At 35.2% G+C, this 17,706-nt stretch carries 10 protein-coding genes; 3 read left to right on the top strand and 7 right to left on the bottom strand.

Annotated features, from left to right (window positions below; all coding sequences use genetic code 11):
- Nucleotides 1-168 precede the first annotated feature (168 nt).
- Together pflA and BUB90_RS10045 are read left to right on the top strand one after the other, a co-directional pair.
- On the top strand, nt 169-906 hold the full coding sequence (gene pflA / locus BUB90_RS10050) for a pyruvate formate-lyase-activating protein (protein ID WP_073287038.1): 738 nt from the start codon (nt 169-171) through the stop codon (nt 904-906).
- Nucleotides 907-1,120: 214 nt separating this feature from the next.
- On the top strand, nt 1,121-1,291 hold the full coding sequence (locus tag BUB90_RS10045; RefSeq protein WP_073287035.1) for a DUF362 domain-containing protein: 171 nt from the start codon (nt 1,121-1,123) through the stop codon (nt 1,289-1,291).
- Nucleotides 1,292-1,375: 84 nt separating this feature from the next.
- Here BUB90_RS10045 and BUB90_RS10040 read toward each other — a convergent pair whose 3' ends face one another.
- The 5 genes from BUB90_RS10040 to BUB90_RS10020 form a co-directional block, all read right to left on the bottom strand.
- On the bottom strand, nt 1,376-2,218 hold the full coding sequence (locus BUB90_RS10040; protein ID WP_073287032.1) for a MerR family transcriptional regulator: 843 nt from the start codon (nt 2,216-2,218) through the stop codon (nt 1,376-1,378).
- A gap of 404 nt (nt 2,219-2,622) precedes the next feature.
- Nucleotides 2,623-5,058 carry a hypothetical protein gene (locus BUB90_RS10035; protein WP_073287029.1) on the bottom strand — a complete coding sequence of 812 codons (2,436 nt, stop codon included), beginning with the start codon at nt 5,056-5,058 and terminating at the stop codon, nt 2,623-2,625.
- A gap of 664 nt (nt 5,059-5,722) precedes the next feature.
- Nucleotides 5,723-7,054 carry a replicative DNA helicase gene (gene dnaB, locus BUB90_RS10030; RefSeq protein WP_073287026.1) on the bottom strand — a complete coding sequence of 444 codons (1,332 nt, stop codon included), beginning with the start codon at nt 7,052-7,054 and terminating at the stop codon, nt 5,723-5,725.
- 231 nt (nt 7,055-7,285) lie between these two features.
- A complete protein-coding gene (gene rplI / locus BUB90_RS10025; protein ID WP_073287023.1) occupies nt 7,286-7,732 on the bottom strand; it encodes a 50S ribosomal protein L9 in 447 nt (148 codons plus the stop codon).
- On the bottom strand, nt 7,733-9,790 hold the full coding sequence (locus BUB90_RS10020) for a DHH family phosphoesterase (RefSeq protein ID WP_073287020.1): 2,058 nt from the start codon (nt 9,788-9,790) through the stop codon (nt 7,733-7,735).
- A gap of 404 nt (nt 9,791-10,194) precedes the next feature.
- On the opposite strand from BUB90_RS10020, the gene BUB90_RS10015 reads away from it, so the two are divergent.
- Nucleotides 10,195-10,392, top strand: a complete 198-nt coding sequence (locus BUB90_RS10015) for a cold-shock protein (protein WP_073287017.1) — start codon at nt 10,195-10,197, stop codon at nt 10,390-10,392.
- Between the two features lie 83 nt (nt 10,393-10,475).
- On the opposite strand, the gene pulA is transcribed toward BUB90_RS10015, so the two are convergent.
- A complete protein-coding gene (gene pulA, locus BUB90_RS10010) occupies nt 10,476-12,431 on the bottom strand; it encodes a type I pullulanase (protein ID WP_073287013.1) in 1,956 nt (651 codons plus the stop codon).
- A 251-nt stretch (nt 12,432-12,682) separates the two neighbouring features.
- The gene (locus BUB90_RS24540) at nt 12,683-17,692 is read right to left on the bottom strand and encodes an alpha-amylase family glycosyl hydrolase (RefSeq protein WP_073287010.1); all 5,010 of its coding nucleotides are present in this window, start codon (nt 17,690-17,692) and stop codon (nt 12,683-12,685) included.
- Between the last annotated feature and the right edge of the window lie 14 nt (nt 17,693-17,706).

The raw sequence follows: 17,706 nt of genomic DNA, 5'->3' as shown, positions 1-17,706 counted from the left end.
ACAAAAGTTTCACATGAAATGAATTGTTGCAGCCTCCCTTTTATTAAATTGATTTTTATTTCAATGTTTCTGATAACGATATGATGCTATTTCATATGCGAATTAACGTTCGCTTTTGCAGAGATTTTGATATAGAAATCAAGCTTTGATCTATAGGAGGATATCACAATGACCATTGGTAAAATACATTCCATCGAAACCTGTGGCACCGTAGATGGGCCTGGAATACGCTTTGTTACTTTCTTACAAGGTTGCCCATTACGTTGTCAATTCTGTCATAATCCTGATACTTGGGATACACATAAAGGAACAGAATACACTCCAACAGATCTCGTTAATGAGATCCTAAAGTACAAATCATATATGAAATTCTCAGGCGGTGGAACTACTTTTACTGGTGGTGAGCCCTTACTACAGGCTGACTTCGTAAAGGAAGCTTTTGAATTATGCAAAAAGAATGATATCTCTACAGCACTAGATACCTCTGGTTTTATCTTCAATGATAAAGTAAAAGAAGTTTTAGAATATACAGATATCGTATTGTTAGACATCAAAAATTTTGATCCTGAAGTATACAAGAGCGTTACTGGTGTAGCACTTGAAAATACGCTTGCATTCTTAGACTATATTCGTGAGAAGAATATTAACACATGGGTACGTTACGTGTTAGTTCCTGGTTTAACAGACAACCTTAAATCTATTACTAAATTAGCAAATCATCTTAAAGAATATCCTAATGTTTCTCGTATTGAATTACTCCCATTCCACAAGATGGGTGAATATAAGTGGGAAGAACTTGGATATGATTATACACTTAAGGATACGATGGAGCCGTCACTTGCCCTTATCAATGAAGTGAAGTCAATTTTTGAAACATGCGGAGTTTCAGTATATGCTAATATCTAACCTATGATCTCGTGGTTATTTTGTTATTTTTTAGCATATAGCTTTAAGCTATATGTAATTACACTAGGTAAACTGCTTATTATAGAAGTGAAATTTCTTGTCAATTTAGCATAGAATATACCATTATTTTCATTTAAATTGTATAAAATTAACTTGTAAAATAAGCTTGTTTATATTACAATTATACTATCAAAAATTAAAGGAGGATGATACAATGGCACATGTAATTAGTGATGCTTGTGTAAGCTGTGGAGCTTGTGCAGCTGAATGTCCAGTAGATGCTATTTCTGAAGGAGCAACTCAATACGAAATCAACGCTGATGTATGTATCGATTGCGGAGCTTGTGCAGCTACTTGCCCAACAGGCGCAATTTCTCAAGAATAATAACATTTATTTGTTAAAAGGTGCTGATACACCAATGTAGATTGAATCTATATTGTGTATCAGCACCTTTTTTAAACGTAAAACTTATATTAATTCTTTCCTTTTGAATATAGTTTTCTTTTTCCCTCCTTCTGATTGAGATGCAGCAATTTCTGCTCTACCTCGCTGAAATGCACGAATCGTTTCATCTAGATGCTTATAGCGTTCCTCCTCTCTCTGTTCTTTTTCTCTGAATTGATAATCTAACTCTTTTGCCATATTTAAAGATACGACTTTGCCGATATTACCCGCCAAATCATCCGTACTTTCGCGGAGAGCATTTATAATCAGTTCACTCATAATACTCTTAAACTGAACCATCTTATCTTGTCGATTCACAATCTCTTCATTCATCGTGTTAACGTTATCTAATTCCGTTTCTTTTTTCTCTATATTTGCAGAGCAAATCTCTGTTGTTTTCTCATTTATCTGTTCTTTTTCCTCTGATCCCTTAGCACCTTCTCCTGAATTTATACTCATGTGATCTCCCCGTACCTCATCCAAGTGGATTAAATTGCTACAATCACTTTCTGATTGCCTCTCCATCTTATGCTTTACCACTTGTAATTCTTGTAGTTCTTGTCTACTTTCCAGTTCGAATACTCTTTCGTTCAATTCGTTTCTTAATAATAACATACTCTTTGCGTCGAGTGTCTCAATTTTATGTATATTGGGAAGTATCATCTTAATTGCTCTTAATTGAAATCCCTGTTCCTTTAATAACTTAACGTTCTTAAGTATCTTAATATCTTCCTCTCTATAATACCGATGCCCCATCTCATTCCTAGGTATATTAAGACTTAACTCTTCTTCCCAGTATCGTAACGCATGTGGTTCCACATCTATCTTCTTCGACGCATCGGATATAATATAACGAATCTCACCCATGAAAAATCCTCCTCTGTTATTTTATAATTCGTATATATTTTGTGACATCACAGCCACACAGCTTGTACTATCTAACTGTTATTCACAGCTGGCAACCAACTACTTTTTATCTATTTATCACTAGTTACCGTACAATTACCATATATTTACATTATAGCATAGTGTTTTGATATCGCAATAATATAATATTAAATTGAAAAAGAAGTTATCGACAGATAACTTGTGGCTTCTTGTTAAGCTTCTATCGTATGACAGAATGCTAGGATTTATCAGATTTTTCGTATTTTCTTATAATTATAAAGTCATATAAAAAGACTGAAGATGTTTCCTTATTATCATTCTCAACATCTTCAGTCTACTCTATAGTATAGTATTCTATTTTTGTTATTGTTAAATATATCTAACTATTCGGTTGGTACTCCGTACAATACGCCTCTAGATCCCGTAGCTAGATAGAATCTACCCCGTACTCTAGGATCCCCTATAATACTCATAATATCACCATACATCTGTTTCTCACTATTCAGGCGAATATAAGTTTTACCTTCATCTTCAGTTACGAAGAATCCATATTCTCCGCTTATTGTACCGCTCATGTAGATGGCTTTCCCGCCATGTAATCCGAGCCCCATACCTTGACACTTTATCATGTCTCCTTCTTTCGTAATACGTTCTGCTTTAAACTCCTCATTATTCACATCGTATATTACTTTCCAAAGTCCATGCTCTCCTAATGCCATCCAGATAACGCCTTCTTCTCCCTGCTGGGCTCGTATCTCAGCATAGTTATTACAATCAAAGCCTGATAATACCATAACAGGAAAATTGTCTGGCCTCTCCTTTTGATAGAAGCTAACCCCTCCATCTGTACTTACATAGAATTGTGAAGCCTCTCCAAATCCGTAAAACACCTTCGGATTCACTCGGTCGGCCATAATCTTAATGTTACGAAGAGAATTACAATATGCAAAAAACTCATCATATGTCTTCCAAGCAGGCACTGGTGGGCATTCATAGGTCTCACTAATGCATTCTCCGTCTTTATCATAGATTCTACATTTATGATAGGTCTTACCACAGTCTTTTGTGTAAACAACTGCATTCACTGGTATTGATAATACCTTAGCAATCGACCATACAATCGTTGTACTATCCGCTGACATTGCAACCCAACCAGCATTTACGTTCGGTCTCATAATTTCATCTAGTAATTCATCTATAAATGGTGATAACCCGTATGGTTGCGGTAGATGTTCAAAGGTCTTACATTGATCCCTAGACACGATCAATCCTCCTTTGGTCTTACCTGTCCAATTTCCTCTTGGTGTTACCACTACATAGTCCTGATTGTTTTCACTATAATCTGCATTGATACAAGTAATATAACGATCACCATTCTCATCCGCAAACGTATTCTCCGCCGGCTGATCTAGATCTGTGAAGGCAAAACCACCTAGATCTCCTAATATATCTATTAACTTAACATCGCCCTTACTAGGTGCATATAGATTCAGATGCACTGTCTCTTCAATACCCTTGCACTCTGGTTCCCATGTACAATCCTCTGCAAGTAAATTATATGTTACGAATGCTCCTGTTCCACTATTGAATAATGCGTGATTTGGATTATATGGATTAATCTTCACATCCGTTAACCAATGTAGTATAGATTCGTGACCATTATATTCCGGTTTCATATAAGGAACTGTGAAGTTAATACGTCCTATCTCAAGGCCTTGTAGAATCTTTCTCCAGGTCTGTCCATTATCTCTTGATAGGAACACAATATCTCCAGGATGTTGATAACATATCGTACTGCAAATCAATACAGGCGTATTCGCCTCTTTATCATAGGTTAATGCAATACCTCCCATACCAAAGGAGATGTCATCTAAATTATCCACTCCAAAATCAATGGCGGTTGGAGTTATATCTTTATATTCTATAACTTCTCCACTTGTTCCAATATGGTAACGTACCACCTTACCACTCTTTTGCATGCCACAATCGCAACTATAACAAGCAAAACTCCAGCCATATGAAGCTGCCTCAGACATGGTTACATAGAGATATTCCCCATCAAACACATATCTAGCACCAACATATCCTGTATACCCCGACTCTTCTGTCTTTGGTAGCAAGGATTCTGGTTCCTGTAAAGGCCTAAATGTCATGGCTCCATCTGTTGATATGTATAAGCTATGTCCGCGGAACTTCCCAATAGAACTTCCTTCTCCCGATGTACCCACTACTATTGTTTTAGAACGTCCCTCTATGGTCTCTCTTGGATCAATCCATACAAAGGTAATCTCCTGCTCATTCTTATCCGCTGTACCATCGATAGAAACGGTGATAAACTCCCAGCTATCTCCTTGATCATCAGAACGCATAAGACCTTTTGACTGTGAACCAAAGTACAATAGATTACTGTTATTAGGATCGACTTGAAGCCTTTCACCAGTTCCTCTACCAGGATTATTTCCATGTATTTTGCATGGCATCTCTTTGTAAATGAAGGTTTCACCTTTGTCCGAAGATATACACAACTTACCTGTATCTTTGTTACTGTATCCACAAACTAGGTATAACAATCCACTATTATTGTTATCAACTGCAAAAGAAAGTGGATAAGTTTCCGATACATCTTCCTGCTTAACATGATTCATTAATGATTTCCATGTACGAGTCCCGAATTCAAAACGATATGTTCCGCCTATATCCGTTCTTGCATATAACAGATTCTCTTCCTTCTCATGGAACAAAAAACCTGTTACATAACCGCCCCCTGGGATTGGTATATTCTTATATGTATACTCCCTAGTCCCTATAATATTTCCCATAGTATCTGACTCCCTTCGTCGATTAAGTAATTGTGATTCGAGTGCCAAATCCCCATTCTTAATTTTCAGCGCTACAATTTATATGATCGTAGCATGGGGATTAAAAAGAAATACCTAGATCTTTTACTCTCGAATCGTAGGTATATTATCTCTACTGTAGATATTAACATAAACAAAAAAATAGAAACACCGATAAAAATAGTGATTCTTTGCATGAAAAAAGACAACTTATAACCTGTGATATAATAAATTCAGGTTACAGTTGTCTTTAAACGAAATCATTGAGCTTGTTAAACACAGGAACGTAATTTCTATAGAATAATTTCAACAACAAATCAATCTTTTTTCTACCTATTCCATATAACAAACAGCAAAACTCTCATCAACGTAAAATGAGCTTCTTATCCTATGTACTATAACTAAAAAACGATAGCGTAACAGCTATAGTACTTCTTAGTATGTGCTGTAAAGTATAGGAAGGCGAGGCATGGAGGCCGAGCCAGTCCGAACACGACAGGATGTCGTGTAGAGGACGATTCCGTAACTTCTAGAATCTATTCCGCACATACTTAGAAGTCCTTAGTTGTGAAGTGTGTTTTGTGTTGTAGTACATAGGTTAAGAAGCACTTATTAAACTCAAAGGAGTTTTGCCTTTACTGACTATTTATTGTCTCTCAAGATTTGCAAACTTAGTGTACTGCGATAACCATGCAAGTTTTACCGTTCCTGTAGGACCATTTCTTTGCTTACCTATAATGATCTCCGATACACCCGCATCTTCAGAATCATGATTATAGTAATCGTCACGATAGATAAACATTACAACGTCGGCATCCTGCTCGATGGCTCCAGACTCACGAAGGTCTGATAGCATAGGACGTTTATCCGGTCTTTGTTCTACCGCACGGCTTAACTGGGATAGTGCAATTACAGGAGCACTGATTTCCCTAGCCAAAGCCTTTAACGAACGAGAAATTTCTGAGATTTCTTGTTGTCTTGATTCCGCTTTTTTACCACCGGACATCAGCTGTAAGTAATCGATAATAACTAGTCCTAGATTGTGCTCTAGTTTGAACTTACGACACTTTGAACGTAACTCACCGATTGAGATACCTGGAGTATCATCAATAATTAAATTGGAATTACCAATGGATCTAGCACTCTCAACAAGTTTTACCCAATCATCATCTTGTAGTTCACCACTACGGATGGCTTGAGAATCAACCTTTGAGTTCATTGAGATTATACGCTTAACTAACTGGTCTTTTGACATTTCTAGTGAGAATATCGCAGTTGTAACATGTGATTTTACAGCCACGTATTCTGCAATATTAAGTACGAAAGCGGTCTTACCCATAGAAGGTCTGGCCGCAATCAGTATTAAGTCTGAAGGTTGTAATCCTGCTGTTTTATAGTCGAGATCATAGAAACCAGTTGCAATTCCAGTTACACTACCTTTGTTCTTTGCAGCGGACTCAATACTCTCCAAAGACTTAATAACAATATCTTTAATGCTTACAAAATCTCCAGAAGACTTATTCTGTACAACATCAAACACTTGTTTTTCCGTTTCCTCAAGTATAACTTCTAGCTTTTCACGATTTAGATAACACTCATTTGTGATACTCTCCGTTACTTTAATCAAGCGTCTTAATGTTGCCTTTTCTCTTACGATATTCGCATAATACTTTACGTTAGCCGAAGTTGGAACCGCGGACATAAGATCTCGTATGAATTCTATACTACTTAATTCAGAAGGTAATTCCTTCTCTTTCATCTTCTCTTGAAGCGTAATTAAATCTACTGGTTTACCTTCATTAAATAGTTCAACCATTGCATCAAATAACAATCCATATTGATGCTGATAAAAGTCTTCAGATGATATAATTTCTGATGCAGTTGTGATTGCATCCTTATCCATGATCATAGATCCGACTACGGATTGCTCCGCCTCTAAACTATGTGGAGGTACTTTTTTAATTAATGACTCATCCATGACTTACTCCTATCTAAAATATTAGAAATTTGTGATATTTTTGTAGTGAGTAAAGATATGTCAATGTGTTTTCTGACTGTCGATGCTGTTTACTGAATTGTATATACGTCATATACAATACATTGCATTGTATATGTAAGTCATACAATTTAAGTAAACTGTAGAGACAGCCTGAAAACGAAGGCATTCTTTACTCAAGGAGAAAATTTCACAAATTTCTATATAATCTACCTATTGCTCAGTTACTTTAACGGTTAATTCACCTGTTACTTTTTGATGTAATTTAACTGGTACGTGGAATGTACCCATGTTTTTAATTGGTTCCGCTAATTGCAATTTCTTCTTATCAATATCATATCCTAATTGCTCTTTTGCTGCAATTGATATTTCTTTTGTTGAGATAGAACCGAATGTTCTACCATCTTTACCAAGTTTAATTTTAAGAACAATTACTTTTTCCTCTAATTCCTTAGCAAATGCTTGTGCTTGCTCAAGTATTTCTTTTGCAATTCTTTCTTCATTTGCCTTTTGTAATTTTAAATCGTTGATATTCTTAGCACTTGCTTCTACGCCTAATTTTTTAGGTAAGATAAAGTTTCTTGCATAGCCATCATTTACTTTAACTTTGTCTCCCTTTTTACCTAGTGCTTTAACATCTTCTAATAAAATAACTTCCATTTATAATTCTCCTTCCTGTTGCATCCTCTTCAATGTCTCTTTCACAAGATTAATAGCTTCCTCCATTGTACAATCGGTTAACTGGGCACCCGCAATCGTCATGTGGCCGCCACCTCCTAATTTCTCCATAACAACTTGAACATTCAATTCATCAATGGATCTCGCGCTTATATATATCTTTCCTTTAAACTCTGTTAATACAAAGGATGCTTTTACATTCGTAATGTTCAGTAACTCATTGGCTACCTTGGCCCCAATAATAGTTGGGCTCTCTACTCCATGTCCAATACATTCTGTAATCGCATAATAATCAAGAAATACCTCAACATTACTTACCGATTCTGCCTGAACTTTATAATCCATCATATCACAACGGAATGCTTTACGGATCTTCGTCACATCCGCCCCGCTACGTTTTAAGAATGCAGCTGCTTCAAACGTACGGACACCCGTCTTTGATAAGAAATTATTCGTATCAATCATAATACCCGCATACATAGCATCAGCCTCTGCTTGTTTTAAGCGTAGACCTTCTCCAATATATTGTAATATCTCTGCTACCATCTCACAGGTACTTGAAGCATACGGTTCAATATAAGATAATACTGCGTTCTCAACTGCTTCACCAGTTTGTCTATGATGATCAAGAATTACTATCGTTTTAGTTAAAGATAATACTTCTATACACTCAGTATAGTTTGGCCTATTTACATCAACAATAACCAATAATGTGTTATTATCTACAACTTCCATGGCTTGGTCACTTGTTAGAATCATATCACTTTCATACTCAGGGTTATCTAGAAAACGATCCATTAAAGGACGTACCGAAGATGTAACCTGATTAATAATAATATGCGCACGCTTATTAAGCGTTTTAGCAACACGGTATATACCAATTGCTGCACCAAATGAATCTACGTCACCTATAGAATGTCCCATAATAACTACTTTATCTTTTGCTTCCACAAGTTCTTTTAGTGCATGAGCTTTTACTCTTGCCTTCACCCTTGTATTCTTCTCCACTTGCATGCTCTTACCACCATAATAGAGAAGTTTCTCGCCTTCTTTAACAACTGCCTGATCTCCACCTCTACCTAAGGCAAGATCAATAGCCGCTCTGGCATAATCATACCCTATCGTATACGTATCTGCATTCACACCAAGACCCATACTAAGCGTAACAGCCATGTCATTACCAATATTAACACCACGGACTTCTTCTAGTAAAGAAAACTTATTGTTTTGAAGTTGATTTAGATATTTATATTTGAACATAAATATATATTTATCCTTCTCAAGTTTCTTAACAATAGCATCCATGCTTTGCATATACTTATTAATCTTACGATCAACAAGTGCAATTAATAATGAACGGCGGACCTCATCAATAGATTCAAGAGCTTCTTCATAATTATCAATATAGAGCAAACCAACAACCATTCTTTGTTCTTGATTTTCCTTAATGTATGAAGTAATTTCTGTTTCATCATACATATACAAAGCAATGAGTGAATTATCTAAATTGCTCATTTCATAATCTACATCATATTCATCTTCGCCTTCATTAAAAGATTTTGCTATCGTTCTGCGAAGGACAAGACGATAATTCCGATTTTGATATTCTACATGTAAAACGGTATCTTTATCAACATGTGGTAGATTGTCTTTTGTTATCTCCGGGAAAATATTCATGATGGATCTTCTTGCTGCACGTTCATTCACGATAACGTCTATGAATTCATCATTTCCCCATAGAAGATGACCGTCTATGTCGAGTACTGCATATGGAAGAGATAATTCCTTTAATAACTGCTTCTGAACTTGTCCATATTCTGCGGCAAAGCGTACAATTTCTCCGAATATTGTTACACGTTTGGAGCGATATAAAACTATAGCGATAACGATATATACGAATACATATATACTCATCATTACTGCTGCTCTTTTATCAATAAAATATATGCTTATGTCCATTGCTACCAATAGTAGTGATAACCAGACAGGCCATCGGAAGTATGATTTAATCATTGCAGTAAGTTTACTTTTTCTATTCATCTTAACTCCCAGCTTTCCAATTCTTCATTCAATACGTAACATTTTATAATTATTAATAACTGTACTTTGCTCATTGTTTTCATTATATCATTATATTGAATTTAATAAAAGTACTTTTTAGTAATGGGTAGAAACCCCGTTTTGTAGAAATATGATATAAATTGTATGATTAATAACAAAATATTTTTTGTTTTTGCTTGACTTGTTTTACAATTTACGTTATACTTAGTTTGTATTTTATATGAGGTTATGATTCACATGTTTTTGTAAGTCATTAATTACTTGATGATTTACAAAAACATGTGTTTTTAATTTTCACCTAAAATATCAAAGAAATGAGTAGCACATTACTTTGTTATGATTTCACATTTGCTACGATAATATTATTTTAGGAGGTATCTTTCATGAATAAAGGTACAGTTAAATGGTTCAACTCTCAAAAAGGTTTTGGTTTCATCACTAACGCTGAAGGCGGAGAAGATGTATTCGTACATTTCTCAGGAATTGCTGGAGACGGATTCAAATCATTAGAAGAAGGTCAAGCAGTTACTTTTGATTTAGAAAACGGTAGCCGTGGAATGCAAGCAGTTAACGTTAGATAATTTTAACGAAAAATAATACTGTAAGATTTGACTTATAGAACCAAAAGGACACTCGCTTGGCGAGTGTCCTTTTTTGCTATTCTTTATTGCTTAATTAAAACCATTGCAGAAATTTCATCAACTACTACAGTTTCCTTATCTTCTACTGATAATACTGTGGTTCCTGCATTATCTGCATTCACATATACATTCCATGTCTCATTACCTAGTGGCATCTTAACCTTCTTGTTCGAAGCATTAAAGATAACATAGATCTCCTTTGCTTCTTCCTCATTTGAATTTCCCTTAATGGTATAAGCTACTACTTGTTCTGGAAGATCTTCAAGGAATACCAGATGTTCTTTGATATCCGCTTCCGTTCTCATACGAAGTGCTGGGTGCTCTTTACGAAATGCAATAAGCCCGCGATAATATTCATATACAGAGTAATATTTTTTCTTGTTACTCCAACGAATTGCATTTACAGAATCGGAAGATACATAACTATTATGATCATACATACCCTCTTGCCCCTCAACAGGCTTACTACGAAGTATTTCCTCTCCTGCTTGGAATAATGGTACTCCCTGCGATGTAAGTATAATTGCAGCTGATAATTTATTCATACGAATACGTTGTTCCTTAGTTGCATCTTTACATGACATAGCAAGCTTGTCCCATAACGTAAAATTATCATGGACAGAAGTATAATTAATACATTGGCCTGGATTATGCGTCCATGCTATATGGTCCTTAACTTGTGGATGGCTAGTTGACGCTACTACACCGAATTTAATTGTTTCCTCTAATCCTGCTTTACCACTAACAAACCCTGTATCTTCCCCTTCAAATACACTTCCTTTAATGGCATCTCGCATATCATCACTAAATGCACCTACACGATTTAACTTATATGTATGAGCTTTTAACGCTTGTTTTTCTTTTGGTAGTATAGAATCAGATCCTGTCCAACCTTCTCCATATAATAAAATAGTAGGGTTAATCTCATCTATTGCCTCTCTTACAGCATTCATAGTTTCAATATCATGTAAAGCCATTAAGTCAAATCGGAAACCATCAATATGATACTCTGTGGCCCAGTATACAACAGAATCAACGATGAACTTTCTGACCATTGCACGCTCCGATGCTGTTTCATTACCACAAGCAGAACCATCGCTGAACTTACCATCCACTACACGGTGATAATATTCTGGTACTATCTTATGGAAACTTGACTCTTCATTTGCAAATGTGTGATTATAGACAACATCCATAATTACGCGTATTCCATTATCATGAAGTGCTTTAACCATCTGTTTGAATTCTTTAACACGAACATCTCCATGAAAAGGGTCCGTAGAGTAGGAACCTTCCGGTAGATTATAATTCTTAGGATCATAACCCCAGTTGAATTGTGGCGTTTGTAATTGTGTCTCATCTACGGTGTGATAATCAAACACTGGTAATAGGTGAACATGTGTAATGCCAAGCTCCTTCATATGGTCCATACCACTGGTTAAACCACTTGAGCTTACAGTGTTTGGCTCTGCAACTCCAAGGAACTTACCTTTGTGCTTAATTCCCGAATCACTATTCATGGAAAGATCTCTCACATGAAGTTCATAGATGATTGCATCTGTATCTTCTTTAAATTCTGGTTTCTTATCCTCAGCCCAACCCTTTGGATTCGTACGATTTAAATCAAGAATCATCCCGCGAATACCATTGGCGCCCGCTGCCTTAGCGTATGGATCAATGGTTTCATTAACGGTATCCCCGATAGTAACTTCATACGTATAATAAACTTCGTTCAGGTCCTCTTCTACTATCAACTCCCATGTACCTGCAACACCTTTATACATAGATATCTTCTTAATTAAATTATCTCCAAGTCCTTCTTCATAGAGTTTAACTGCGACCTTATCAGCTATTGGCGCCCAAACTTTAAACTGTGTATGCTCTTTACTATAGGTAACTCCTAGATCATTCTTATTATAAAAATACAATTCATTAAATTGTTTTGTTGAAAATGTATGTTTTTGATATTTTTTCTCCATTAAGGTATTTCCTCTCAATTTTATTTTTCTATTTTTAATTTCTCTTAACTAGTGTATATCCTATATTATATCATAACGAATGCAGTAATTAAACAATTTTGGTTATATATTTCGAAATCTTTCGATAAGTACTTGTTAATACTTTCCTCTTAATGATTAATAAAATCGTGTAAAAGGGTACATCTCCACTCCTCTTACACGATTTTAAATTACATCTCTATTCGTTTAATACTCTCTAGTTAATAGACTCTTTACTTTGTTACAACTACCGTGAATTTCTTTGTAATATTACCGGCCTTTGCTGTAACTACTACCTTTCCTGCCTGCTTTGCCTTTAGTTTACCTGTTTTCTTATCAATGGTTGCAATCTTTGTATTAGAAACACTGTACTCTATACTAGATGAATCACCATAAACTTTGGATTTAAAGGTAAATGTTCCACCAACCTTAATTGTTTTCTTTGAAGCTGTAAACTTTATATATGGTTTTTTTACTACCACTTTTGTCTTATATGTGTATATCTTACCATTCTGTACGATTTTTGTAGTAATTGTTGCTGTTCCAGCCTTTTTAGCAGTAATCTTTCCTTTACTACTTACCGTAGCAATAGATTTATTACTTGAACTGAAAAATACTTGGTCATCTAGTAACAGATTCTTAATTTTAGTCTGTAGATTATACGTATTCTTAACATATAATGTTTTAGTCTTAATAACTGTTGGCAATACATTATTTTCTGCAGTAAATACGTATTTAGAGAAGTGACTAAATGACATATTCATATAGCCTTTTTCAGTTACTTTTGCATATCCAATTGGCTCTACTTTGCCTTCTTTCTCATTATAGTAGTTATAGAAGAGGGAAGTTCCTGCATACTCTTCTCCTACACAATAATTAAGTACTGCATTAAATGGTATTGCTCCATCATGTTTAATATCAAGATAACACAAACCTTTATTAGTATCTAATGCCTTATCCATGCTTGATAACACATCTTTATCAGTAATCTTAGTAACTAGCAAATCAACCACTGTATTATTTTTTTCAAACTCTAACCATTCTTTCGTATCAACATCTTTTGCTGATATTGTCCAACTATAGTCTTTCATATTTAATACAAGATTAATATTCGTATTAATAATTAAAGAAATAATCTCTACTGGTATTGATGTAGCATCTTTCATATCAATCGTAAATGTAGTTTCTTTATCTGTAGTTGCATTCTTAATTGCTTCTGATATAGCTGTCTGTACATCTGACCAATTATCAGAAGTTAGGTTAGATGCTGGAACTGTTGTACCTGTATTACTTGAATTTCCTGAGTTACCATTATCAATTACTGCTGATTTACTCTCATATACCAATATAGATGTTCCTCCATCTTGTACTGATGGAATAGTAAATGTAATATTATTTTTACTATCTAAGGTATATGCTAGATTATTGTACTGATCTGTAATAGTATTACCCTTAATTGTACCTACATTAATAGTAACTTTCTTTTCGGTATCATTTAGATTGAATGCAACTAATGCCTTCTTACCATTATAGTCTCTTTCTACAACTAAGAAACCATCTGCATCGCTTCCTGTAACTGTCTTTCTAGATCCTTTTGCAAATACTTTTGTATTATCATTACGCACCTTTAATAGTTGTTTATAATGGGTATACATACTATTCTCGTCGTTAGCAATACTCCAGTCAAAATCGTAACGATTTGTTTGGTATGGATAATTATTAAGACCGCTCTGGCCTAATTCTTCTCCATAATAAATAACAGGTTGGCCTTTTGCAGTTATTTGCAATGTAGCCGCAATCTTAGCCAAGTTTGTGCTTACCTCTTTCGTTTCCGTTGCCTCTAATGAAGCTAAGAACCCGTCTTCATCGTGAGAACTTAAGAAGTTACCAACTGTACCTGTATTACTTAACACATTATTTGCTGCTTCTAATTGAGCTTCTACTTCTTCAAGTTTTCCCTTTACAAAGCTACTTGCCATGTTATTAAAGTCAAAGTTAAGTAATGAATCCATCTTGCCTGTATTCAAATAATCAAAGTCGTTTGTGGTACCTGCTCCTGCATATTCACCAATTAACTTAAATTCAGGATTAATCTTTGTAAGAGCGTTCTTAAATGCTGCCCATGTTGTTGTCTCGACATGCTTAACGGTATCAACTCGGAAGTAATCAATATCATATCCTTCCATCCAAGCCGTTTGCCACTCAATTAACTTATTACGAACCTCTTCCTTCTCTGTCGCAAAGTCCGGAAGTCCCGCAAGAGAGTCTAAGATTGTATCACCTGAAACATTCTTATCACGGAACATTCCCTCGAATGTATCTTCCGTTCCATAACCTGCATGATTAATTACTATATCAACCATTATCTTAATTCCGCGACTATGCGCTTCTGATATTAGCTCTCTTAATTCAGCTTCTGTTCCAAGGTGTTTATTTAATTCTTCAAAATTACTTGTCCAGTATCCATGATATCCATAGGATTCCATAGGAGGTTCTGTAGAAGTCTGGCTTTCCGTTATATTCTCAACAATAGGAGAAATCCAAATTGTATTAATACCTAAATCCTTTAAGTAATCTAATTTCGAGGTTACACCTGCAAAGTCTCCACCATGATAACTACTCGCTCCTGTTTCTGGATCGGTATTATAGTCTCCTACTCCATATGCATCATTATTTGCAGTATTGCCATCTTTAAATCGATCTGTAACCATAAAGTAAATAACTGCTTCTTCCCAATCAAAGTCATTACTATTTTGGGTAGGTGCTACAACAGTAACACTTGCTGTTATAACATGTTTTTTACCATACTGATCCACAACTGTTACTGGTATTTGTTTTTTACCATACTTAGTAGATTCGGTTACTCCAATACTAATTTCCATTAAATCAGTTTCAACAAAAACCTTTGAATCACCACCTAAACTACTTAAATCCACATATGTTTCGGTAGGAATTAAAGTAGTTTCTCCAGCCTTATTATTAATATTAATAGACAATACTGCATTTTGTCTGTAATTTATGCTAGATGGTTGTACACTTGCTGATATATCTACAGTAATATCTTTATACTCTAACGCAGATTTTCCATCAACTACTTTGTCATTGTACTTATCAAGTATTACTTCTTCTTCAGACACAGCTGTTTTCTTAACATAGTAACAGTATAAAAATTGTCCATCCTTACTAATTTTGTAATCATATTCATAACGTTCATTTTCACTATTATAAGTCATAGGGTATTTAGTTCCATTTACCTCAACGCATACCTGGGCAAGAGTATCTAAAGTACCCTCTTTAAACATGTTATCATCTCTATATGTGAAATGAATGATCTTATTATTACCATCTAATGTGTAACCGCTATTGTAAGGAAGCATCTTTATGTTACTTGTCTGTCCACTTGGTATGATTCCTTTCACAATTGTTTGATTCAATGGAATCTTAACAGAACAATCTCCGCCATCCTTAACCCATTCTTCACCTGCAGCTGGATATCCTTTACGAATTACAAAATCTAACTGCGTTGTGCTTTGATTAACTGGCACTAAAGCAATTCCGTTCTCATCGAAATCTATAGATCTTGTACTATCTGTCCAAGTATATACATTCCAATCTGTATATTCCCCATCTTCTCTCACATATTGTAACATTGCATATCGTGTATCTGGAACAGCAATTTCACCAGGTTCTTCTGTTGCTACCTCATCAAGTGTAGAAACAACCCATAGGTCTGCGCTTTCTGCACCAGTAGATATTGCAAAATCTCTTGTATTCTCTTGTCCAAGCCACTGTGTATGCCCACTATCTGTCGTACGTATTATGAATTGGGCTTTATCTAGTTTAAATGTTGTGCTTGCTGTTGCCCATGTGCGTCCACTTGCATCCGTATAAGTTCCAGTAAATAATACAACTGAACCATCTATTCCATATCCCCAGAACCAAATGTCCTTATCAGAGTAATTCTCATCACTACGATAGTATTTAATATTATATGTATATAATTTATCAATAACGTTAATCACACTTGAATACTCATATGATCCAGATGTCACTTTTACTGTAAGCGTAGATTTTGCATAATTTGTTGGAATTGTAATTTTGCCATCTTTAATCGTTACACCAGCATTAATGTCACCATCTGATAAAGTATAGTCGACAGCAACTGTCTTTCCTACTAGACTTGTATACAATTGTCCTGTTACAGGCAATGCAGTTGACTCTCCTTTTTTAACATCAAGAGTTTTTCCTAGTGTAAGACCTTCCACATAAAATGCACTGTTACCGTTAGATGTAACATTATTTTTAGGATCTGTTATCCAATCACTTGTATTCTTAATAAACTTGTATTCATAAACCCCTGGCTCCAATGTGCAAGTTGCTGACCAAATACCCTTTTCATTTTTTACCATTGACAAGGCACTAGTTTGCCAACTTGTAAAGCCTCCTGCCACGCGTGCTTGCGTTGCTGTATTATCATAGTAATTAAACGTAACACTATTACCGTTAATTACCGGACTCTTTAAGTTTGCTACTTCATTATCAATTTCAGCAACCTCAAAAGTCTTCGTAGCGTTTTCAGTTTCAAAATTATTAGGATCCCCAATATTATTTCCTAATGAATCTTCTATGTAATACTCATATGTACCAGCTTCTGTTACTGTAGCGCTATACATACCATCACTAAAAGAAGCCGCCTTTTCCATTAAAATTGCTTGATATTCTGTTTCTCCAACTTTTCTATATTGTAACTTTGCTCCTGCTTCATTTGTTGGATAATAGATTGTCGTACCAGTTTCCGTTTCAATAGGATTTCTAACCAATGCTTTGTTGCTATTAGCAGTATAGTATGCATTATTTAGTGGATCTCCTAACCAGCCTCCACCATTATTATCGTTAAATCCATAAGGATAGATTCCTGGTACTTTAGTAACATCTACTGTAGTTGTAAAGTAGGTATTACCCTCAGTCGTTGTCTTCTTATCCATTACTACTTCTGCCCAACCGTTAAATAATCCTTTAACTATAACAGCTTGCGTACTATTACCTATATAGCTAAAGGTAACAGTCCCGTCTCCATTAATAACTGGGCTCTTAAGTCCAGCTAACTCTGGATCTGTAACTCCTGCTTCTGTAGTTTGTACTTCTGTAGCTTGTACCAACAAATTATTAGGCAATAAGCCAATTAACATTGTAAGTACCATTAGTAAACTCATTATACGTCTTCTTACACTACTTTTTTTCATATCCTCTCTCCTTG

The sequence above is a fragment of the Anaerosporobacter mobilis DSM 15930 genome (assembly GCF_900142955.1).
Classification (GTDB): Bacteria; Bacillota; Clostridia; order Lachnospirales; family Lachnospiraceae; genus Anaerosporobacter; species Anaerosporobacter mobilis.
This window is presented reverse-complemented; position numbering and strand designations above follow the sequence as displayed.

What these genes read in the sequence shown, in the direction of transcription:
- pflA (WP_073287038.1), top strand. Translation starts at nt 169, where the DNA reads ATGACCATTGGTAAAATACATTCCATCGAAACCTGTGGCACCGTAGAT.
- BUB90_RS10045 (WP_073287035.1), top strand. Translation starts at nt 1,121, where the DNA reads ATGGCACATGTAATTAGTGATGCTTGTGTAAGCTGTGGAGCTTGTGCA.
- BUB90_RS10040 (WP_073287032.1), bottom strand. Translation starts at nt 2,218, where the DNA reads ATGGGTGAGATTCGTTATATTATATCCGATGCGTCGAAGAAGATAGAT.
- BUB90_RS10035 (WP_073287029.1), bottom strand. Translation starts at nt 5,058, where the DNA reads ATGGGAAATATTATAGGGACTAGGGAGTATACATATAAGAATATACCA.
- dnaB (WP_073287026.1), bottom strand. Translation starts at nt 7,054, where the DNA reads ATGGATGAGTCATTAATTAAAAAAGTACCTCCACATAGTTTAGAGGCG.
- rplI (WP_073287023.1), bottom strand. Translation starts at nt 7,732, where the DNA reads ATGGAAGTTATTTTATTAGAAGATGTTAAAGCACTAGGTAAAAAGGGA.
- BUB90_RS10020 (WP_073287020.1), bottom strand. Translation starts at nt 9,790, where the DNA reads ATGAATAGAAAAAGTAAACTTACTGCAATGATTAAATCATACTTCCGA.
- BUB90_RS10015 (WP_073287017.1), top strand. Translation starts at nt 10,195, where the DNA reads ATGAATAAAGGTACAGTTAAATGGTTCAACTCTCAAAAAGGTTTTGGT.
- pulA (WP_073287013.1), bottom strand. Translation starts at nt 12,431, where the DNA reads ATGGAGAAAAAATATCAAAAACATACATTTTCAACAAAACAATTTAAT.
- BUB90_RS24540 (WP_073287010.1), bottom strand. Translation starts at nt 17,692, where the DNA reads ATGAAAAAAAGTAGTGTAAGAAGACGTATAATGAGTTTACTAATGGTA.